Source organism: Algivirga pacifica, from assembly GCF_039543525.1.
Classification (GTDB): domain Bacteria; phylum Bacteroidota; class Bacteroidia; order Cytophagales; family Flammeovirgaceae; genus Algivirga; species Algivirga pacifica.
On record NZ_BAABJX010000036.1, the window covers coordinates 212,557 to 233,383 of the forward strand.

Sequence of the window (20,827 nt, forward strand, 5' to 3'; positions counted from 1 at the left end):
TGAGCTTCGCTCGTTCATAATGTTTAGGTGAGTTGATTTGTTTATTGATTCAACTCAACAGCAAGCTGTTGAAATGCAACAGTTCAACTAAACATTATGAAAGAGCGAAGCTCACCTAAACATCATGAACAAAAACTACGGCTTAAAGAAATCTCGTTGCAATACGATATTGATCGTCGCATAAGCCACCCTAAAAGGATCTTCTACGTATACCTCAGGGCGATAGTCTCCCATAGTCAACATCTGCTCATATAAACTAGGTCTATTCTCCAATACCTGTACCTGCTCGCTGTCAGAAAGGTTATTGTTTAACCCAAAATGTAACAGCAGCTCCGCAGCTACCGACCATTCTTTATATAGTTTACGCTTATATCCTACTCCCAATTTAGCTTCCGTAAGATACTTTTTACGTGGTAAGTTAAGGTATACATCTTCGTTGTCAATACTTACAGAGGAGATAAAAAAGTTCTGCTCATCGGAGTAATCCATGGACAATATACTCTGTTCTGCAAAAACGGCCTTCAGTCCCATACCTCCCAAGAGATAATAGCTGCTGCGATCATTTACCGACCAAGAGGGCTCATAGATATAAAATGTTGATAAACCCAAGGCATCTTGTGACTCTGACATAGACTTTTCTACCTCCATAAAATAGCGTTCATCTACATCAATATACTCTACATAAGCTTCTGTATAAGACAAACGCTGGAAACTCCCCATAAGCCTTAATTTATGTTTATCTCTCAACCTCCATGTTCCCAAAAGTCCCCATTCAAATGTAGGATGCTGGCTAGTTACACGATCCGAATCTTCTCTATCAATCGACAACCACTGTCCTTCGGATACCTCTATATCCACGACACTGGCTGATAATACTTTATTGAAATGTATTGTACGAGATAAACCAACCCCTAAAGACATACCTAGCTCAAAGAAAGGATATCGGTTATATCGATTAAATAGTTTCGCATAACTCAACTGGTGTTTCCCTTCCTCCGTTGGAAAATAATAAGGGTCCTGCTTTAGGATAAGGTAAGCTGCTGAATCGGCCTGTTGATAACGACGCATCTCCAGATGGGCTTTAGCCAATAGCTCTAAGGCTTTGACTTCTTTGCCTTTTTCAAATTTCTTACCTTCTAATAGGGAGCATACTTTATCAAAGTTTCCTCCATAGTAATATCCTTCTGCCTTTTGTAAAATTGTTTGTGCATTCGCTGCTAATGGAAAAGTCATTCCCAAAACCAGCAACAAAAATAATGCTCTCATAATTGGTTATATCTCTTTAAACCATCTATTGGCAAGACTACCTTATAGTCCTGTTTGTAAATTGACTTCATCCGGATCCTTCTCCTGACTTCCTTCTACGGCTCCTGCCCGAAACATCTCACTGTACTCCGACCCCACATACTCTTCCCATTCTTGTTCTGTTAATGTATCAGAAGAAACTTCATTCAGCTTATAAAACAGACGATCCAACCTCACCTCTACGACATTTACCGCTCCACTATTCGTCCCGATAAATACTCTCTCCTCATCTGGACTAAAAGCCACCTGATGAATCCAATTATCAAAATCATCGATTTCAATGGCTCTCTCCTTAGGCTCATCGGCCTTCCATATGCGTACGGTACGATCATATCCCGCACTTGCCAGATACTCGCCACTATCGCTGTAACGCAGGTCACTGATCATGGACAGGTGTCCTTTGGAAAATGGTTTGATAAGCATTTTCTTCCTCCCAAGCATTCCTTGATACATTCTCCCTTCTACAGAAGCAAACGTCACCTCATTGGCATGAGGTGGAAGGGCTATATTCCAAAGCCTATGCTTCACTTTCACCCATTGAGAGGTACTATCAGGAGAAATCACTTCTACGGTACCTTCTTGTGTACAATAAGCCCATGTTCCATTAGGAGATACCGCCAAGTCTGTTACTTTCTCTCCTTTTGCATGAATATCTATTATACTCCACTCCCTTCCAGCAAGGTCAAAGCGATACAAGATTCCTTCAGCACTTAACAACAATAACGACTGCTCATTTTCCTGCGCAATAGAGATGATAGATTCTTTAAACTTACTCAGGATACGCTCTGGTTTATCATTTCCTTTTACCGTATAAATATCTCCTTCCCTGGTAGCTATAAATAGTTTATCCTGAAAAGGATCATAGGCCAAGGAGGTTACATTTTTGTCCTTAAGAAGCGTTTCTTTATTCTCATTTAAACGATAAAGTCTTTCATCCTCAGATGCGACAAAAACCTCTTCCCCTTTCCCCAGTACCATCGCTTGTACCGGATGCTTAAGCTCCGCCATATTTTCAGAAAGCGGCACTTCTTGTATCTTCAAGGCAGACCTCAAGCTTCTATAGGCATCACTATCACTGCCTTTCCCTCCCAACAATTGATAAGCTACGTAAGCTTGTCTAGCCAAGCTACTGCGCACATGTTGATCTTCCATATCCGGAGCACGAAGCATCATGTTTTGCGCTACCGATAATTGCCTATACTTCTGAATCTCTTCCGTTACCTGCTGTGCCTTCTTTAAAGCGCCTTTAGCGGTTTGCTCATTAAAAGTGGCCCGTTCAGCACTCTGCATAGCTATTAATCGCAAGGAATCAGCCTGTTGACTTTTTCTGAGTGCATAAGCCCGTTGGCGATCCGCCTCTTCCTTCTGCCTTTCTGCTAGCATCGCATGCGACTCTGCCACTAGTCGCAAGGAATCCGACGTATACTTCGCCTGCAGTGCCCTCAAACGAGCCTCTTCTGCCCGTTGCTCTGCTTGTTCAGCTTTTTCTTTCTCAATTAATACCAATTCTTTTTCCTCTTCCAGCTCCACCACTTGAGCAAAAGCATATACTGCAAAGATTACGGCCAGTACCATAAAGACGACGTTTCCGATGGCGGCAAAACGCAAGCGTCTATTCTTTCGACTTTCTCGATGACTGGCCTGTATAAACTCCCGCTGTAGTTTAGTCACTCTAGGACGTTTCTCTGCCTTACTGGCCTCTACCATCCAGTTCCATGCCTCCCGACCGATCACTCCTCTCAACAATAAAGCTGGGTTACGGGTTGCTTCCTCCCACTCCCTCGCTTTTCTATCCCAATAGCTATGCATACTAACATAGTCACGGTCTGTATCCAGTTCCCGGATCAGCTGTCCAAAAGCACTGATATAATTATCCACATTAGAAAAATCAATCCAATTGATTGACTTTAATTGCTTCGGGAACTGCTCTATGTCAGCATCCTCATAATTAATGGTAATGATACGCTTCCCTAAGGATGCCGCATATTCCACCTCCTGTACACAATACTCAGAATTAATAGAATCAGGAGAAATCACAAAAAGGTAGTTCATGGATGCTGCAATTCCCTTTTTGATCTCTTCCCAGAAATCTTTGGCTCCAGTAGGAATATTCTCTTGGTCAAACCAGGTGGTCTTTCCCCTTTCCTCCAGGTCATTATTTAGCTGTCTAACAAAACGGCTATCTTTTCTGGAATAAGAGATAAATACCTCATAATCCAGTTCATTACGTTTCTGGTCGCTTTCCAGAATAAAGTCTCTCTGTATTTTGGTAGGCTTGTTCTTCTTTCGGTCTTTAGCTCCTTCCAGCCAATCCAAGGCACGATCCAGTGCATGCCCTCTCAATAGAATAGCATTATTGTGATTAAGCTTCTCCCATTTTAGGGCCTGGATCAAGATATGCTTATGCTGATTCAAGTAATCCTTGTCTTCCAATAGCTCTATTGGCAAGGACTCTTTCTGCATCTTCCAATCAATATATTGTAAATCCCGAATAGGTTTAGGTAACTCCTCATCCGGAGTATTTTTTACCATCACCGGGATCACTTTCTTTTGTAAAAGAAAAGCGTAACGCAACTCCTTCTGACAAGCCTCTGAAGCTATGGTTTCCGGAGAAATCAAAAACACAAAAGTGTCGGCTTGCTCAATCCCCTTCTGTACCTCATCATTATAAGATTCTCCTTTAGGAATATCCTCTTGGTCTATCCAGGTGGTCACTAAATGACGATGCAAAAAAGCTCGCACTTCCTGCATCTTGGAGGATACCTTTCTAGAGTAAGAGATAAAGGCATCAGTATAAAGGTTTTCGCCATTCTTACGACTCTCTGCCAGATAGAATGTATGCAACTCCGAAGGTACACAAGGAACTGTAATTGCATCAAACTTATGCAATAGCCATTTCTCAGCCTCCATACGCTCTTGTCCTACCAATAGGAAAGAGGGGTCCTTGCTATTTTCCAGCCAGCTAATGGCTTTCTCTAGAATACGGGTATGCTATTGAACATAAGCCTGCTCAACCTTTATAATACTTTCTATTTTCTGAATGACCCCCTCAAGTTCATCAATCACACTCCATTGAATAGGGCATTTCCATTCATTCAGGTAAACTAGGTTATCGTGCTTTTTCCAATGGTTTTCATAATCTTCTCTCCATTGGTTATACACTTTTATATCTCCCAAATGCTCCCTGGCATAGATCCAGTCCGTCTTGGATAATACCTCTAGCCAACTCTCCACCTCCTTAGCCTGTGAAGCTTTTCCTTCTGCCCTCAATTCATTCACGGCATGCTTCCAATCGCCTGAGTCTGGCATCACATGCACAATAGGAATAATTCTTTTCCCAAACTTAATGGCATGTCCCAACTCAATCAGGCAATAAATAGAACGGATAGAATGGGGGGCTATTACAAAAATAAAGTTATCAGCCCGTTCAATACCATGGTCAATCTGCAACTGATAATCTTCCCCATGGGCAATATTCACCTTATCAAACCACACATTGACGCCTTCCAACATCAATTGTTGATGTAGGCGAGCAACAAGGGCCATACTCTCCCCTCTCCCATAAGAAATGAAGACATCCCTAAGTAGTATGTTCGTTTTATTGGTTTCTACAGCTACCATAGTTTTTGAGGTTTATCCTTCTAAAAAATGCACGCACTGCGGTCGGCTCTGTTGGTTTTAATTAGCAAGCAATCTGATGATTATTCAGCAAGTTACACAAAGCCTTGTTATACTACAATAGCATTCTTGCAAAAGATATATTTTTGACTTTAGTCTAACGTAATAATATATCTGCCTTCTTATTTATTACTTTTACAAAAGAACAAATCAAAGATCACTATAACGCCAAACTAATAGATTGACAATTGCCATGAGTTACCCGACCCATCATACTGTTTTACTAACGCTACTCTATTGTCTCTGTTTCCATACGTTAAAAGGACAATCCTATACCAATACTTGTATCAGTAAAGAAGACCATAAACTTATTTTTCTTATCAATGAAATACGCAGCAAGCAAGATTTACCCGTATTACAATACGCCCAGGGATTGACCTATGTTGCTCAAACACACCTCGCCGATCTCAACTTGAATCATGTACCCGAAGGCCCCTGTTTACCTTATAGCTGGTATCAGGTAGAAGGAGTTACTAACTGTTGTATCGAAGCCTCTAAACCTGATTGGTCCTGTGTTATCAGCAAACCTCATGAACTGATCGATTACCCAGCGAAAGGATTTGAGGTGGTGCTTTCCTTACATGAGGAAAATATGAATGCACAAGAGGTCATCCATCAACTGAAAACATCCAGTCAAGCAATGACTATGGTATTAAATCAAAAAAATTGGTCTGCAATAGAATGGAAGAGTATAGGGTTATCCATTGGAGAAAAGTATGCGATCCTTTGGTTTTCCAATTATCAGGAAACTGCACAGAAGATCATCATCTGCGAAGAAAGTACCTCCTCTATTGCTCCGTGACTGTTGAAGTTGCTTACGTGGCATAATGTCTTCAACTTAAGGAAATAGTACATATAGAGAACGTAGTGCAAACCCGCTGCAGGTCGTAGCGTGGACGCTACGACCAGTTTCTACCTTTTTACTTTCGGCTTAAGTTCACGGCATTGCGCCTGGGACGAGGGTGATGCTACTAATATTTTTCCTGAATCATTTTCAAGGCAATTGCAGAAAGGAACGTAATCCCAATCGCAAGATATCCCGTCACTTCATAGTTCTGATAAAAACCCTCTGCACTCATCGTAACAATAAACCCTGCCAGGAAAGAGGCTGATGCAGAAGCAAACTGTTGCATGGCTGTACGCACACTCATGAATACGCCTCTCTGTTGAGGGGGAGCTGTACTCAACACCAATGCATTACTAGGTATAAAGCGACTACCACTAACAAAGAACAATGTTGTATAAAATAACACTAAAGGAATAGGGGTAGGCTCCAAATGGGTCACCAACCACATAGGAATCATAGCCGTCAACGAAAGAAGTGCTACCATTTTAAACTTCCCGTAATCGTCCGAAAGTTTCCCCACCAATGGAGAACTAAAGATGGTTGCAATTCCTCCAATCAAATAAATCCAGGTAAGATCTTGCTCCTTAAAACCCACATTCACCACCATATAAGGGGCTAGAAAAGGAATCACAATAAAGTGTCCAAAGAACAAAAGGAATATCGCTCCCAGTGCAATCAATTGATTGCTATTTTTCAACATTTTCTTCAGTTCCTTTACGGTATCCCGAGCAGCCTGACTGATATGAGGCATCGTCGGTAGGTTACGATACAACAATACCCAAATCACCATACCAATCAAGACAATACTAATAAAAGGCACTCTCCAGGAAAAAGTCACCCCAAAGTACAATCCAAAAGGCACTCCCAATGCTGAAGCTCCAGAAAAGCCCATCATCAAAATCCCCATGGCTCTCCCTCTCAACTGTGGAACAATCATATCTCCGATAATGGCAAACAATAAGGCATTGATAATCCCTCCAAATACTCCTGTAAATGCCCTGGCACCCATCAAGGAGTAATAATCAAAGGCAAAAGCACACCCCAATGTTCCTACCAGAAAGCCTCCGTAGAGCATTAACAAAAACTTCTTACGCTCGATACGATCTATAAAAAATATAGAGACCAGCCCTGAGATTCCTGCCGCAAAAGTATAAGAGGATATAACCATACTCCACATGGGAGGCGTCAAGGAGAAGCGCGTCTGGAACTCATGTCCTAACGGCATCATCACCATAAAATCTAATATATTGGTAAAACTAACCCCTGCCAGTAGGTAGAGGTTGAATAACTCTTTTTTTGTGAGTGACATAAAATTATGAAATGGTCTCGCTAATCAATAAAAAGCAAAAGCAACGAGAATACAATAATCTTGCTACCTTTACTACAAAACAGTATAGACTGTAGTGAACTAACACAAACCTAAAAGGTTTTTTTTTGATGAACATCTCTTCTCCTTTATTAAAATTATTTGGCACAGGAAAAGCAATGCTCACCGGTGTCTTTTTACTTCTTTCCACTTGGGGTTATTATCAATTAGGCTATGAAGTCGAACGAACAAACTTCCTACTTCTTTCCAGTATATGGGGAGGCTTATTTCTAATGTACGCCTTTCTACTTATTCAAAAAACAGATTGGAAAATACTTCTCTTCAGTAGTATTGCCTTTCGGGTTCTATTACTTCCCGCCGTTCCGGGGCTTTCGGATGACCTCTATCGTTACTTATGGGACGGCTTGCTCCTACAGGCTGGAGAGAATCCTTTTCACCACACTCCCTCCTTCTGGATGCAGACACTTTCACCAGCAGAAGGATTGGATACCTTTCTCTTTGAACAGCTTAACTCCCCAGACTACTTTTCGATCTACCCCCCCTTATGCCAATTGTGGTTTTGGTTTGGAGGACTCTTCTATTCTTCTGGAGATGTATTCTACAGTACTCTGTTTATGAAGGCAACGTACCTGCTAGCAGAGTTACTAAGCTTTTACTTTATCTATCAGTTATTGCATCAATTATCACTTCCTGCCCATCGAATTCTTCTATACGCCTTAAACCCACTGGTTATCGTCGAGCTCAGTGGTAATATGCACCCGGAGGGGTGGATGGTATTGGGACTAAGTGGAAGTCTTTATTACTTATACCAAAGAAAATTTACCCTAAGTGCTTTTTGGCTGGCAATGGCTATATCTGCCAAACTGCTGCCATTGATGTTTCTTCCGTTCTTTTTGCGATACAAGGTATTCTACCGTGACCCCTTGCCTCAGGCAAGGACCTACATGAAACCTATTATTACGGTATTAAAAAATCTTACCCTTTGGCGCTTTTACAGTACTGTGGGTGTATTCTGCTTACTTGCATGGCTACCTTTGCTAGACCTTTCCATGCTTCTTGGGTTTCTGGATAGCCTCGATCTTTACTTCCAACGTTTTGAGTTCAATGCTTCTATTTATTACGTGGTCCGAGCCATTGGCTATCAAGTAAAGGGATATAATATCATACAGATAGCCGGACCATTATTATCTCTATTCACCGTTATTTTTGTCTTTTGGACGGCCTTAAAACGTCCCATCAGCTTCGATACCCTTATCAAGCGATGGCAAATGGCTTTAACGGCCTTTTTCCTGATGGCAACCATTGTACATCCATGGTATATTGTTACCCTTGTTTTTTTTAGTGTTTTTACCCGTCAGTGGTATGCCCTGATATGGTCTGCCTTAGTCATTCTTTCCTATTATGCTTATCAACAACAAAACTATGAAGAGCATATGGGTTTGATCGCTTTGGAATATTTAGTAGTTTTCGTAATTCTATTTGGAGAATCCGCTCTAAAGAAGAAAATTACTAAACTAACACACTCCATATGAGACAGAAATTACTACGACAAGGTGCCAACGAACTAAGTTACGAGATTCGGGGTATCGTAAAAAAAGCAGAACAGCTCCAACAGCTAGGACAAAAAATCTACTGGGAAAATATTGGTGACCCTTTTCAAAAGCACCACCAAATGGCTCCCTGGATGAAAGAAACTATACAGCAACTCGCTCAAGAAGATACAGCCTACGGCTACTGTCATTCTAAAGGAGTACTACAAACGCGTCAGTTTTTGGCTGAGCGTACCAATGCATTGGGAGGTGCTCAAATCACGGCAAACGATATCCTATTCTTCAATGGGTTAGGAGATGCTATCGCTAAGCTCTATCAGTTCCTTATTCCTGCCTCAAGAATCATAGGTCCTTCCCCTGCGTATTCTACACACTCTTCTGCAGAAGGGGCGCACGCCAATGCTCACCCCTTAACCTATAAGCTTGACCCTAAGAATAACTGGTATCCTGATATGGATGACCTTTACCTTAAGGTCAAGTATAACCCCAATATCGTAGGTATATTGATTATCAACCCAGATAATCCTACCGGTATGGTTTATCCTAAAGAGATCTTGGAGCGCTTTGTTGCTATCGCCAAGGAATTTGACTTGTTTCTGGTATGTGATGAGATCTATTCCAACATTACATACAATGGAGCAGAAGCCTTCCAATTGGCAGAATACATAGGGGATGTTCCCGGTATTGCCATGAAAGGAATCTCTAAAGAGTTCCCTTGGCCGGGCTCTCGTTGTGGTTGGATGGAGTACTATAATCGAGATAAGGATGAGCAGTTTGAAAAGCTGTGCCAGACCTTGGACAACGCCAAGATGATTGAGGTTTGTGCGACCAAGCTTCCTCAAATGGCCATTCCAAGAATTATGGGAGATGAGCGATACCAATCCTATCGAAACGAAATGAACGAAGAAATTGGTAAGCGCAGTAAATTAATTAAAGAGTTATTGGAAGATCTTCCTCAACTCTACTTCAATGAGACCTACGGGGCATTCTACAATACCATTATCTTCAAAGATGATGCGTTAAAAGAAGGGCAGTCCATCGAAATTGACAATCCTGAAGTTGCTGAACTGATGGAACAGTGGTTAGCCCAAGAACCTGATATGCCTTTGGACAAACGTTTTGTCTATTACCTTTTGGCTTCCAAGGGCGTTTGTGTGGTTCCTGTGTCCTCCTTTGCTTCCGATTTGCAAGGGTTTAGAGTCACACTTTTGGAAGAAGATGAGGAGCTAATGCAAGAAACTTTTATGCGTATAAGGGATGCTGTAAAAGAATATTGCAGCTAGGTTGAGGCAGCTTACGCCGCTGGTTGAGTGGCACTATGTGCCACTCAACCAGCGGCGTAACCGACGCCATGTAATGGACTCAACAATAATGTTAGTCTGAGAAACGGACACTTCCGTAACGAGAGTCTACCTCTACCCTCTTGCCCGTATTCTTCTTATTTCTATATCCCTCGTACTCTCCACTAGTATTTTTCTCATATTCCTTCATAATATCCAATCCTTCTAGTGTAGTACTGAACCCTCCATACTTGGTAGTGACCGCAAAGTCAAAAGCAGTATCCTTATCAAAATTAAGACGCACTCCTCCATAAGAAGAATCTACACGGATATCGGTAAAAGATGTCGCTATACGATCCACCTTAAGCGAACTATAATCCGTTTCCCAAGACAACACACCTGTTAATTCTCCAATCTTTAGTTTGGAATAGGCACTTTCTCCTTTCAGCTGATGAACTTTACCAATAGAGGCCGAGCCATACTTATCCTCCCAGTCCAAGTTTCCAGCCTCTTGAATATCGAACGAGCTACAATATTTAGACTCTATATTTCCTCCTTTCAAGTAGTCAATGGAAGCCTTGCTGTACTTAATTTCTAGTTTACACTCTTCGGTTTCCAGTTTTTTGGCATAAAGCTGACCATATCCCAATTCAAGACTAAGCTTTCCGGTATAATCTTCCATAGAAATATTCCCATACTTATTCTCCAGATCCAAAGCCAATGCTTTCGGCATTTTCACATGATAATTAATCTCATATCCTTGACGGTTGTTACTGCCATTTCCTCCATGTATAGTCGTTTGATAAAGGTACCTGCCTCCTGAGATACTTTCTGAAATCTCTATATCATCCAAGATGTTTTGTGCTTTCTTGGCTGAACTAGCCCAAGCCTTTACCTCTACCTTGATATCAATTTCTTTTCCATCATTTGTAGCGATTACCACATTCCCGAAACGGTTATCAATCGACAATAAGTCACTTTTATCTACCTTATGATTGTACTGAAAGGTTTTGGTTTGTTCTTCTTGTGCCTGAGCGGAAATCACCCCCAAGAGCAAAAGCATACTAAATAGATATATCTTCTTCATCGTCTTCTACTTTATCGTTGTTTTTTAATTGTTCCAAAATGCTGATTTGCTTATTGAGTAAAGCAATTCGTAACTGTAGGTTCTGTATCATTGCCTCTAATACCATAGGAGCCCCCTGCTGCTCTACAGCTTCTTGTTTAAGCTCATCAAACCCATCTTCCAGCAACTGTTGTTCCTGTTCAAAGTCACTCAATAATCGAGGGTCACTACAAGGCAAGGTTTGTACATATCGTTGCTTCATACTTATCAGAGAAGTATAATGTCGCTCTGCTTCTACAATCTCCTTTGGTAAAATAGGAGACTGCCCGGTTCCCATCCAAAACTGAAACGTATACCCCAGTCCAAATCCTACCAAGATCACAGCCGCAGCATATTGCCATAATTGACGTATACTTATTGCGATTGTCTTCCCTGTTTCCTTGGTTGCTGTACTTTCTGTATCCTGAATAGCATCGGTCTTCTCAAAGGCCGGCAACTCTCCTTCTATCTTTGTCCATAACTTATCTGAAGGCTGTAATACGTCCAATGCATTCTGCTGCTCCTTGATGTGATCTTCCCAGGATTGCTCATCCCTTAAGGTTGTCCGAATCGATCGCCACGAGGATTGAGAAGGTTCTTGCTTATTCAGTTTACCCTTTTCCACAAAGGTTTGTGCCGACAAACCATCTTCCAGCAAACTGTTGAAACGCTCTCTACTCATCAAGGATGGTGTATATACCTCCAACGCCTCCTGATGTTTGATGATAAATTTCTCCAACTGATCCATATACTGAAGGTTAAAGGTTTAACAATTGTCTCAGCTTTGTTTTGGCTCTGCTATACTGTGACTTGGAGGCAGATACTGAGATTCCTAAGACCTCTGCTATTTCCACATGATCGTATCCTTCTAATAAGTAAAGAGAAAAGACTACCCTATATCCGTCTGGAAGCAACTGTATAGCCTCTCGGATTCTATGGATATCATATTGTTCCTGATCAACCTCCGACGTATCCGTTGCAGGTTCTTGATACATATCATCCAGACTGTCAAACTGTACTTTCTTTTTGTGGAGATGATTAATACATTGATTGACCACAATACGCTTGAGCCATGCACCAAATGTGGCATCTCCTTTATAAGATTGGATATTAGCAAATGCCTTGATAAAGGCTTCCTGCAATAAGTCCTCCGCCTCCTCAATATTATTGGTCATACGAACACAAATATTGAACATCGCCTTGGCATATTGCTGATACAATTCATATTGGGCCTTCCGGTCCCCTTCCATACATCGTTGGACAACCTGTGGTAACATGTCTGTGGATTTGTTGCAAAAGTTTCTTCACTCCCTAAGTACTTATCTAAGGGAGCTATTTTAATAGACCGCAAAAAATTGGAAGGGTTGCATGTTCAGTGGGCAGTGAACAGGGAATAGTTATGAATTATGGGTGATGAGTGATGAGTTGGTTCGTTTGGAGGTATAAGGTAACTATAGTAGTTAAGATTGAAGAAGTCGCATTTTATGTTTAAAGACGCCATGTAATGGGTTATCGCTTATTGTTTATAAACGATAAGCGATAAACAATAAGCTGTATATTATTCCGCAGACAACGACAAGATTAACCTGAAGTACTAAAAAGGGATAAGGAACCTTTTACTTATTACCTACTACCTTATATTTTAAGTCGGGGCGCCCTTACGCATTGTTGCATTGGTCGCAAACACCGATCACCAAAAAGTTAGCTTCTAAGGCTTTAAATCCCACAGGCAGTTTAACATGTTGAATAGCAATCTCATTCATGCAAATCGTCTTGCCACACTGCTGACATTTAAAGTGTACATGATCATGGTTATGTTCCCGTTCCGAGCAATAAGAATGATCACAAAGAGCATACTTTACAATATTATTCTCATCAATCACTTTATGCAGAATCCCTTTTTCTGTAAAGGTTTTTAGGGTACGATAGATCGTTGCCCGATCACACATTCCATTTATTCTCAGCTCAAGGTCATTCTCAGAGAGCGCCTCCTTATGCTTGGTGAAAATATCCAGAATCTGCGTACGGCTTGCAGTACGTCTCAAAGAAAAATCGTTCAATATATCGATGGAAGAAGACATGGCTTAAGGTAAAAGGTAATAAGTAAAAGGTATAAGGTGATCACTAATCAAATGACTACCTACTCTATGGTCATCAAGGTTGGAACTATCTTATTCGTTTATTGTTCATCCCTTAAAAAATATAAACGATAAGCAACAACCTATGGCAAGATGAACCTGACACACCATATGTACAAAGGTAGAAAAGATCTTAAAAACTGCCTAAACGAAAAAAGATCACCTTGGTGGTGATCTTTTTTCGTTTACGATAATCGCAAGATATTACTTATTCTCCCTTACGGTAAACGTATAACAGAATGCCTCAAAAATTGGCACGTTATCAATTTCTAGTTTACGACCAATCTCCAAAATTTTCTCCAACTCTACCTTGTTAATGGTACGCTCATTGATCAGGTCATCATCTTCTTCCAGGAATAGGAAAGAAAGAAACTTCACAAAGATAAAAGGCGCATTCAGGATATCCCTTTTGATATCTCCCGTTAATGCGTCTGGGTTTTTCAGTGTTTCCAGAATCACATTATTCTTCTTTAGGGAAGAGTGCATGGTCACCTTGATTACTTCATAGAAGCGATCTTCCCACTCAGGGAAATTCTTAATCAAGTATTCTACGGCAGGGGTAATAGGATCAGAATTTAAGAAAAAGCTTCTTCTGGACAACTTTCTTGCTTTTTTGTTCAAGGTAAGCTCCTCAAAAAGACTTACACTTCCGTTGGCAAGGGCTACTCCAATAGAAGGAGCCAAGAGGATAAGAGAAATAAACTCAGAATCTCCCATATCCATAAAATTATCATCTACTTTAAGGAAGTCTTTTTTCAGGTCCATAATCGCCTGCATTACTTCCTTTTCTCTGACAAGAGCAATCAGTTCACTTCCAGTCATGTTGAATTATTTAGTTGATTTAACGTTTTCCGTTTCTTGTGCAGTCTCCTCTCCTTTATATGGAATGTGTTTTTTTCCAAAGATCGAGAAGTGCACGTATCGTTTAGGGTATTCTCTAAAGTCAATTAACAAAGCATCCAGATCTTTCATAGTTGTCAACATCTCATCATGCAATGCTTCCTCTTTCATAAGCTTGCCCAGGGTCCCCTCTCCTTCATTGACAGCCTTCAGTGTGGATTGCAAAGATTTCAATGTTTCATTGGTTGAAGCGATCGTCTCACTCAACTGCGCACTTTTCACCGTATCGGTAATCGAATTAATATTATTCATCAGTGCAGGAATATCCTTATTCAGGTTATCCACTAATAGGTGTAGTCCTGAGACAGTTTGATTAATTTTATATTGATTTGCGGCCATCAGTTGCTGTGTGGTCACTAATGTCTTTTGTGCTTCCAATCCAACCTGAGCATAGATCTCCATCATCTGCTGCACGCTATCCATGGTTACTTTCAAAGAGCCAATCAAAGGATCTGCCTTCTTTTGGATAGAAGACAATATATTCTCTTCAATCTCTCCTTTGATATAATCACCACCTTCTAAGTAGGTGACATTTCCTTTGGATTGAGGAATATCAAGATCCACCATTTTCTCTCCCAAAAGACCGTTATCCGATAATTTCGCTACGGTATTTTTAGGTAAGCGCAAAGCCTTATCAATAGCGATCTCTACTCCTATCTTATTTCCTTTGTCTTGTAAAATTTTAATATCTCTTACAGTTCCCACCTGAAAACCATTGAGCTGAACGGTATTGGATTCCAATAACCCTGCTGCATTATCATAGACCACATAGTAAGTGTTCTCTGATGAAAATACATCCACACCTTTCAAAAAATTAAATCCGATATATAGGATTGCCCCAGCAATCAGGGTAAACACTCCAACTTTGATCTCTTTCGTCACGTCTGGTTATAGTTTTTTATGACTAATTCTTAGCTTTTTACTTTCTGGTTCTATCTGTTCACTTCTTATACGATGTACCTTTATTTGGTCTTTTCCAGAAAGCACATCATGTAGTTATACGAAATTGCAATTTAAAAGGGTTTCGAATATATAAACAGATTTAAGGTATAATTTTCAATTTTTTAAAAAAATATTCCTACCCACCTCCCTTTAGATTTACATTTATTAATGATTCAAGTGCGAATATTGTGCTAAATCTCCTAGCTTGTGTTAAATTCGTTAATTAAAAAGAGAATTTCTTGTGTAAGTCAGACCTTTCGTCTAATTACCTCTTCAGCTAAGAACATATATACTACTAAAACTACCAGTAAAAGGTTTGAGAGTTTTACTTTTTCATAGATCATCCATAACGAACTTGAGATTGCTTCCTCAACTTAACATTATCAAAGTCACCTTACTCATGTGGGGGATGACCCTACTTTCTATTGGCTTCTCCAATGCCTCTACTTTTTCCACAACAACAAGTAATGATATTGTCATTACGCAAGAGCAAGATACCGCCAAAGTAAAAGCTGCCGTTCGTGAGTTATACCTTACGGTAAAGGAAATGAATAAAAAGGCCGATAATGAATCACTGAAACAATTAAGTGTCGGCTTAGGGAACTTTGCCAACAAGCCTATATTCCGAGGGGATCGTTATAAACTAGATCTCATGGAAGAGATGGCCGAAGAACAAAGGGTGCAGGCATTCATCAAACTAGACAAAGCCTTGCTGGCTGAGGACCAATCGCTATGGGAAGAGTTTACTCCTGAAGACCCCGTTTTTGAGTACCTGGTCGATATTGCTTATGAATTTAATGAAGAAGCAGCTTTAGAAGGCCCTGAGCAAGTCCATGAGCTATTCGATAAATTCAAAAAAGGAGGTGCCGGAGCTCTGGAAAAACCTAAAGGCTTATTGGATACGGGGATCGATTATGACTCTGATAGTAGCCGTCTGGACTTCAAGCGACAGCTCATGTACCTTACAGGAAATGCCAAGGTGGTTTTTGGAGAACGAGAACTCAAGGCCGGCCAAATTGAAATGGCTTATACTACCTCTACAGTCAAAGCTTATGGTATCACTGACTCTGTCGGGAATTACGTAGAACGTCCCGTCTTCAAGGAAAGCGGCAAGACTTACAATGCCAACGAAATGCTCTTCAACTACAAAACCAATAAAGGGATTATCAAGGGGATTGTAACCGAAGAAGGAGATGCCATTATCCAGAGTGGTGTCATCAAGAAGACCCCTAAGGAGTCTATCTATATGGAGGACAACGTCTATACTACCTGTACACTGGAGCATCCACATTACGGCATCCGAAGTAAACGCATGAAAATTGTTCCTCGTAAACACTACGTGACTGGACCTTTCTTGTTTGAGCTTAACGAGATTCCACTGCCTATTGGCTTTCCTTTGGGACTATTTCCAGCACAAAACAAACGTTCCTCTGGGATTATCTTACCAGGGTATGGAGAATTTAGGGAAAGAGGGTTTGCGCTAGAGAATGGTGGCTTCTTCTGGGGAATTAATGATTATGTGACACTAACCCTTACAGGATCTATTTTCACCCTAGGAAGCTGGAATGTATCCTCTAAGGTCAATTACCGTAAACGCTATAGTTTTTCAGGAAACTTTGGCTTTGACTATGCGAATAATATTAGGCAACAAGATGACGGTACTTCCACAACCTCCAAGGATTATCGCCTGATATGGAGTCACACTCAACAAACGTATGGATCTTCCCGCTTCAGTGCTAGTGTCAATTTGGCCTCTAGTAACTTTAACCAAAACAACTCCTACGATGTCAACGACAGGGTACAGGCCTCTACCAACTCCAGTATTCGATACTCTAATAACTTCACTATTGGCAATGCCACTTTATCCGCCAACAGTAGTTTACGTCACAACCAAAACCTAACGACAGGAGAAGCTAGTATCAACCCCGATTTAAGTGTTGCTTTAAGTAGAATTCGACCTTTTGCAGGACTATTTAAAAGAAGTCAGAATATTTTATCACAACTTAACTTATCTTATACGGGACGTTTCAATGGAGAAATCACCAACGACCCTCCGACTTCTAGTTTTCCTTTTCCTGTTGTTCAAAATGACACAGAGATCGATCCCAATGCGGGCCTAGGGGAAGATGAATTGTTACCAGACTTGTTCCTGAACTTTGGGGATTATATTGACGACTTCCGATATAATATTACCCATAACATTCCTATATCGACCAACTTCACCGTACTCAAGTATTTCAACGTCACTCCGTCTGCCAACTATACTGAGTACTGGGTTCCAAACAAGTATGATTATACCTGGAATGGTGCAGAAGGAGCCGTGGAAGTAGACACTATTTCTTCCTTTGCTCGCTATTATGAGTTCAGTACAAGTGCTTCCGTTAGTACCAACATGTATATGTTCTATGACTTTACGAATGGTGCCAGACTTCGACAAGCGATTCGTCCAACAGTCAGTATGAGCTTCCGTCCAGACTTTGGATCTCCGGATTTTGACTTTTACCAAGAGGTACAAACCAATGAAAACGGTTCTTCTTCTCAGGTATGGCGTTCTTCTGGTGCTTTAGGAGGAAGTCCTTCAGTAGGTCAAAGTGCCAATATGAGTTTTAGCGTATCCAACCAGTTTGAGTTAAAGAAAAAGAGGAAGGAAGATGAAGAAAAAGCAGAGAAGATCAAACTAGTGGATGACCTCTCCCTTAGTTCATCCTATGATTTTGCTAGAGACTCCCTGAACCTCTCCAATATATCATTGAGAGCACGTACTCGCTTATTCAATATCTTTGACGTCAGCTTTGCCAGTACCTTTGATCCTTACCGCTATGTACCGACCTCCATCTCTGTAGACCCTATTACGGGAGAGGAAACAATCCTTTCTTCTGTAAAAACCAATGATTTCTTATTAGGAACAGAAGGGAAGTTGGCTCGATTAACACAGATGAACATCTCTATCGGTGCTCGCTTCTCTCCAAAGAACTTTCAAGACAAAGCGGAAGAAAAATTGGAGGAATACGAACCGAAGAATCAAACCGAAGAGTTAATCATTGAAGATATACGCCGTAATCCAAGTGATTACATCAACTTTGAGGTACCCTGGAGCTTAAGCGTCAACTATATCTATAACATTAGCCGAACAGGTCTACAAGAGCTTAGACCTACACAAAATATTCGATTGAGAGGTGATCTTAGTCTTACTCCGAAATGGAAGGTGGGATATACTACAGCTTATGATATTGAGGAAAATGAGTTTACCTCTACCCAAATCAATATCAATCGTGACCTTCACTGCTGGCAAATGACCTTAAACTGGGTACCCTTCGGTCGAAACCAAAGCTATAGCATCAATATTAACGTGAAGTCATCGGTACTGCAAGACTTGAAATGGCAGCGACAGAGTAGAAGGCCGCTGTTTTAAGAGTTTGGAGTTTGGAGTTTGGAGTTTGGAGTTTGGAGTTTGACTTTCAAAAAAGTAAACTAATAATAATTTCTAACTCCTAACTCCTAACTCCTAACTCCTAACTAATTTATTTCTCGTATTCTTTCAACAATAACGCTATCTCCGTAATCAAGCGATCTACATCCTCAGGGTCTGTACCACTATAATAACCACGGATACGCTTCTCTTTATCTACCAGAATGAGCTTATCACTGTGAATAAAATCATTTGGATTGCTCTCGTCAGGCTTTGCCACTACAAAGTAACCACAACGTGCCTGCTCGTAAATTGCTTCCTTCTCTCCTGTCACAAAATTCCACATATTCAAGTCTGCCCTGTAGTTTTCAGCATAGGCCTTTAATACTTCCGGGGTATCCTTATCAGGAGTGACGGTATGTGCCAGAATCTTGATATCCGGATTCTCTTTATAACGTTGCTGCACACGAATCAACTCATTGGTCATGATCTTACAGATATCGGGACAAGTCGCAAAGAAAAAGTCCGCAACATAAATCTTTCCTTCATAGTCAGCAGCTGTCACAGTGTCACGATCTTGATTAATAAAGGCAAAGTCTGGTATACGGTGAATGCTATCCACTTCATTAGGCTCACAGTTCACCGCCTTCATGGAGTATACTTTCAATTCCGTGGGATTAATCATCTCCAACTCGTACTGGTTTTCTCCAAAAATATTAAGGTATAATAAGATCAGGATGGGAATCCCAAATGCTATTGCTAAAATCGTAACCTTTACTGCTGTTTTCATCTGCTTGTTTGTTTAGTAGTTCATTGCACGGCAAGTATCCCCTTCTGGAACTATACTTTGAGAGTAAACTTCCAGAAATAAAAAATGGTTTAGCAACTTGCTGTGCAAAGTTACTAAACCATTATGATAAATAGCAATTGCTACTCTAGACCTTATGCAAAGATTGCAAGGATTGCGTCTACAATCTCTTGTCCTTCTTTCCAAAGTGCTACCAACAACCAACCTAAGAAGGCCATTGGCAAGATCACTGCCCACATCAAAGACTTCACTTCGTGCTTCAAGTGCATAAACTCAGCAACGATATAGAAGGCTTTTACCAACGTCAATAGGATGAACAAGATGTTCAACATTGTTCTATCCATGCCGTCAGGCCAAGCAAATGCCAAAATAAATTCGATTGTGGTCACCAATGCCAGAATACCGGCTACGGTCCATATTTTCTTTACGTTCGCTTTTTTGATCTCTTCCTGAGAAAGCGATGCATCATGTTGTGCCATAAGGTATCGTTATTTTAAGATTGTCTCCAATAATTTTACGAATTACACCAAGTAGAAGAAGGTAAATACGAATACCCATACAAGGTCTACAAAGTGCCAGTAAAGTCCTACTTTCTCTACCATTTCGTAGTGTCCTCTCTTCTCATAAGTTCCCATTACTACATTGTAGAAAATCACAATGTTTAGGATCACCCCACTAAATACGTGTAGTCCGTGGAATCCAGTAATGAAGAAGAAGAAATCCGCAAATAGCTGAGGTCCATATTGGTTCTCCAATAGGTTCGCTCCAAAGATCTGAAGACCGTCTCTGATCACACCTTCGTCTGATCCAGCAATAAAGTGAGACCATTCCCAAGCCTGACAACCCAAGAAAACAATACCACCAATTACAGTCCATAGCATCCATTTTTCTACCTCTTTCTGAGACTTTCTATGGCCAGCTTCTACCGCTAGTACCATGGTCACACTACTCAAGATCAAAATGAAGGTCATCAACCCTACGAATACCAATGGCATGTCGATCCCGTGCATGAAAGGGAATGCGTTGAATACCTTTTCTGGAATTGGCCAATACAGATCTTCTGAACTGGTCGCAAATTGGAAGGCATCAAAAGACCCTTCGTATGCTGGGTGCATAAATCTTACTACACCGTAAGCGATCAAAAACGCCGAAAATGTAAAAGCATCCGAAAGCAAGAAAAACCACATCATTAGTTTTCCATAACTGGCTTTCATCGGCTCTTTACCTCCCCCCCAAATGTTTTGCGCAGAGGTCTTTGCAAGTGTTGCAGTTGATGACATATTAGAAAAAGTTATTTAAAATTATGATTTTGCGTACAGAAAACTAGAATATTCCCATATATTCCATTAATTCAGCCACAAAAAAACGGGAGTTTATGCATTAAGTCAACATTTCTTAATGATTTTTATCATATTTAAATGAAAAAACATTACATAAACCCTGATTATGAGCCTTTTAAACACTTTTTCAATACCTCCCCTGAAATCCCATAATCTCGGAATTATCAAATTCAGTAACCTTCTGGGAAATATCGCTTT

At 40.6% G+C, this 20,827-nt stretch carries 17 protein-coding genes; 4 read left to right on the forward strand and 13 right to left on the reverse strand.

Translation table 11 applies throughout. The features are described from left to right. Positions 1–135: 135 nt before the first annotated feature. The 3 genes from ABD985_RS12835 to ABD985_RS12845 form a co-directional block, all read right to left on the reverse strand. Positions 136–1,266, reverse strand: a complete 1,131-nt coding sequence (locus tag ABD985_RS12835; RefSeq protein ID WP_345372325.1) for a hypothetical protein — start codon at positions 1,264–1,266, stop codon at positions 136–138. 42 nt (positions 1,267–1,308) lie between these two features. Then, the gene (locus tag ABD985_RS12840; protein WP_345372327.1) at positions 1,309–4,233 is read right to left on the reverse strand and encodes a toll/interleukin-1 receptor domain-containing protein; all 2,925 of its coding nucleotides are present in this window, start codon (positions 4,231–4,233) and stop codon (positions 1,309–1,311) included. A 63-nt stretch (positions 4,234–4,296) separates the two neighbouring features. Next, positions 4,297–4,926, reverse strand: coding sequence for a toll/interleukin-1 receptor domain-containing protein (locus tag ABD985_RS12845; protein WP_345372328.1), 630 nt, complete (start codon positions 4,924–4,926; stop codon positions 4,297–4,299). Positions 4,927–5,176: 250 nt separating this feature from the next. Between ABD985_RS12845 and ABD985_RS12850 the strand changes: the two genes are divergently transcribed. Continuing rightward, entirely contained in the window at positions 5,177–5,785 is a 609-nt protein-coding gene (locus tag ABD985_RS12850) for a hypothetical protein (RefSeq protein WP_345372330.1), read from the forward strand. 169 nt (positions 5,786–5,954) lie between these two features. On the opposite strand, the gene ABD985_RS12855 is transcribed toward ABD985_RS12850, so the two are convergent. Further along, complete coding sequence (locus ABD985_RS12855) at positions 5,955–7,139, reverse strand: MFS transporter (protein ID WP_345372331.1); 1,185 nt, start codon at positions 7,137–7,139, stop codon at positions 5,955–5,957. A 128-nt stretch (positions 7,140–7,267) separates the two neighbouring features. Between ABD985_RS12855 and ABD985_RS12860 the strand changes: the two genes are divergently transcribed. Both ABD985_RS12860 and ABD985_RS12865 read left to right on the forward strand, forming a co-directional pair. After that, positions 7,268–8,689: an MptA/MptB family glycosyltransferase gene (locus tag ABD985_RS12860; RefSeq protein ID WP_345372332.1), complete on the forward strand. Its 1,422-nt coding sequence runs from the start codon at positions 7,268–7,270 to the stop codon at positions 8,687–8,689. Then, entirely contained in the window at positions 8,686–9,990 is a 1,305-nt protein-coding gene (locus ABD985_RS12865; RefSeq protein ID WP_345372334.1) for a pyridoxal phosphate-dependent aminotransferase, read from the forward strand. Before ABD985_RS12860 ends, ABD985_RS12865 begins: the two co-directional genes overlap by 4 nt. Before the next feature lie 91 nt (positions 9,991–10,081). Here ABD985_RS12865 and ABD985_RS12870 read toward each other — a convergent pair whose 3' ends face one another. The 6 genes from ABD985_RS12870 to ABD985_RS12895 form a co-directional block, all read right to left on the reverse strand. Beyond that, positions 10,082–11,074: a DUF4097 family beta strand repeat-containing protein gene (locus ABD985_RS12870; protein WP_345372336.1), complete on the reverse strand. Its 993-nt coding sequence runs from the start codon at positions 11,072–11,074 to the stop codon at positions 10,082–10,084. Continuing rightward, positions 11,052–11,840, reverse strand: a complete 789-nt coding sequence (locus tag ABD985_RS12875; RefSeq protein ID WP_345372338.1) for a hypothetical protein — start codon at positions 11,838–11,840, stop codon at positions 11,052–11,054. Before ABD985_RS12875 ends, ABD985_RS12870 begins: the two co-directional genes overlap by 23 nt. Before the next feature lie 10 nt (positions 11,841–11,850). Then, positions 11,851–12,369 carry an RNA polymerase sigma factor gene (locus ABD985_RS12880; RefSeq protein WP_345372339.1) on the reverse strand — a complete coding sequence of 173 codons (519 nt, stop codon included), beginning with the start codon at positions 12,367–12,369 and terminating at the stop codon, positions 11,851–11,853. A 381-nt stretch (positions 12,370–12,750) separates the two neighbouring features. Then, a complete protein-coding gene (locus ABD985_RS12885; RefSeq protein WP_345372340.1) occupies positions 12,751–13,173 on the reverse strand; it encodes a Fur family transcriptional regulator in 423 nt (140 codons plus the stop codon). A 261-nt stretch (positions 13,174–13,434) separates the two neighbouring features. Beyond that, a complete protein-coding gene (locus ABD985_RS12890) occupies positions 13,435–14,052 on the reverse strand; it encodes a hypothetical protein (RefSeq protein ID WP_345372342.1) in 618 nt (205 codons plus the stop codon). Positions 14,053–14,058: 6 nt separating this feature from the next. Continuing rightward, complete coding sequence (locus tag ABD985_RS12895; RefSeq protein WP_345372343.1) at positions 14,059–15,012, reverse strand: MlaD family protein; 954 nt, start codon at positions 15,010–15,012, stop codon at positions 14,059–14,061. A 469-nt stretch (positions 15,013–15,481) separates the two neighbouring features. On the opposite strand from ABD985_RS12895, the gene ABD985_RS12900 reads away from it, so the two are divergent. Further along, positions 15,482–18,484 (forward strand): putative LPS assembly protein LptD, encoded by a 3,003-nt coding sequence (locus ABD985_RS12900; protein WP_345372345.1) that lies wholly within the window; start codon positions 15,482–15,484, stop codon positions 18,482–18,484. A gap of 109 nt (positions 18,485–18,593) precedes the next feature. On the opposite strand, the gene ABD985_RS12905 is transcribed toward ABD985_RS12900, so the two are convergent. The 3 genes from ABD985_RS12905 to ABD985_RS12915 all read right to left on the reverse strand — a co-directional run bounded on the left by ABD985_RS12905 (position 18,594) and on the right by ABD985_RS12915 (position 20,569). Next, the gene (locus ABD985_RS12905; protein WP_345372346.1) at positions 18,594–19,271 is read right to left on the reverse strand and encodes an SCO family protein; all 678 of its coding nucleotides are present in this window, start codon (positions 19,269–19,271) and stop codon (positions 18,594–18,596) included. Positions 19,272–19,423: 152 nt separating this feature from the next. Next, positions 19,424–19,768: a cytochrome C oxidase subunit IV family protein gene (locus ABD985_RS12910; protein WP_345372348.1), complete on the reverse strand. Its 345-nt coding sequence runs from the start codon at positions 19,766–19,768 to the stop codon at positions 19,424–19,426. 42 nt (positions 19,769–19,810) lie between these two features. Further along, positions 19,811–20,569, reverse strand: coding sequence for a cytochrome c oxidase subunit 3 (locus ABD985_RS12915; protein ID WP_345372350.1), 759 nt, complete (start codon positions 20,567–20,569; stop codon positions 19,811–19,813). Between the last annotated feature and the right edge of the window lie 258 nt (positions 20,570–20,827).

What these genes read in the sequence shown, in the direction of transcription:
- ABD985_RS12835 (WP_345372325.1), bottom strand. Translation starts at nt 1,266, where the DNA reads ATGAGAGCATTATTTTTGTTGCTGGTTTTGGGAATGACTTTTCCATTA.
- ABD985_RS12845 (WP_345372328.1), bottom strand. Translation starts at nt 4,926, where the DNA reads ATGGTAGCTGTAGAAACCAATAAAACGAACATACTACTTAGGGATGTC.
- ABD985_RS12850 (WP_345372330.1), top strand. Translation starts at nt 5,177, where the DNA reads ATGAGTTACCCGACCCATCATACTGTTTTACTAACGCTACTCTATTGT.
- ABD985_RS12855 (WP_345372331.1), bottom strand. Translation starts at nt 7,139, where the DNA reads ATGTCACTCACAAAAAAAGAGTTATTCAACCTCTACCTACTGGCAGGG.
- ABD985_RS12860 (WP_345372332.1), top strand. Translation starts at nt 7,268, where the DNA reads ATGAACATCTCTTCTCCTTTATTAAAATTATTTGGCACAGGAAAAGCA.
- ABD985_RS12865 (WP_345372334.1), top strand. Translation starts at nt 8,686, where the DNA reads ATGAGACAGAAATTACTACGACAAGGTGCCAACGAACTAAGTTACGAG.
- ABD985_RS12870 (WP_345372336.1), bottom strand. Translation starts at nt 11,074, where the DNA reads ATGAAGAAGATATATCTATTTAGTATGCTTTTGCTCTTGGGGGTGATT.
- ABD985_RS12875 (WP_345372338.1), bottom strand. Translation starts at nt 11,840, where the DNA reads ATGGATCAGTTGGAGAAATTTATCATCAAACATCAGGAGGCGTTGGAG.
- ABD985_RS12880 (WP_345372339.1), bottom strand. Translation starts at nt 12,369, where the DNA reads ATGTTACCACAGGTTGTCCAACGATGTATGGAAGGGGACCGGAAGGCC.
- ABD985_RS12885 (WP_345372340.1), bottom strand. Translation starts at nt 13,173, where the DNA reads ATGTCTTCTTCCATCGATATATTGAACGATTTTTCTTTGAGACGTACT.
- ABD985_RS12890 (WP_345372342.1), bottom strand. Translation starts at nt 14,052, where the DNA reads ATGACTGGAAGTGAACTGATTGCTCTTGTCAGAGAAAAGGAAGTAATG.
- ABD985_RS12900 (WP_345372345.1), top strand. Translation starts at nt 15,482, where the DNA reads ATGACCCTACTTTCTATTGGCTTCTCCAATGCCTCTACTTTTTCCACA.
- ABD985_RS12905 (WP_345372346.1), bottom strand. Translation starts at nt 19,271, where the DNA reads ATGAAAACAGCAGTAAAGGTTACGATTTTAGCAATAGCATTTGGGATT.
- ABD985_RS12910 (WP_345372348.1), bottom strand. Translation starts at nt 19,768, where the DNA reads ATGGCACAACATGATGCATCGCTTTCTCAGGAAGAGATCAAAAAAGCG.
- ABD985_RS12915 (WP_345372350.1), bottom strand. Translation starts at nt 20,569, where the DNA reads ATGTCATCAACTGCAACACTTGCAAAGACCTCTGCGCAAAACATTTGG.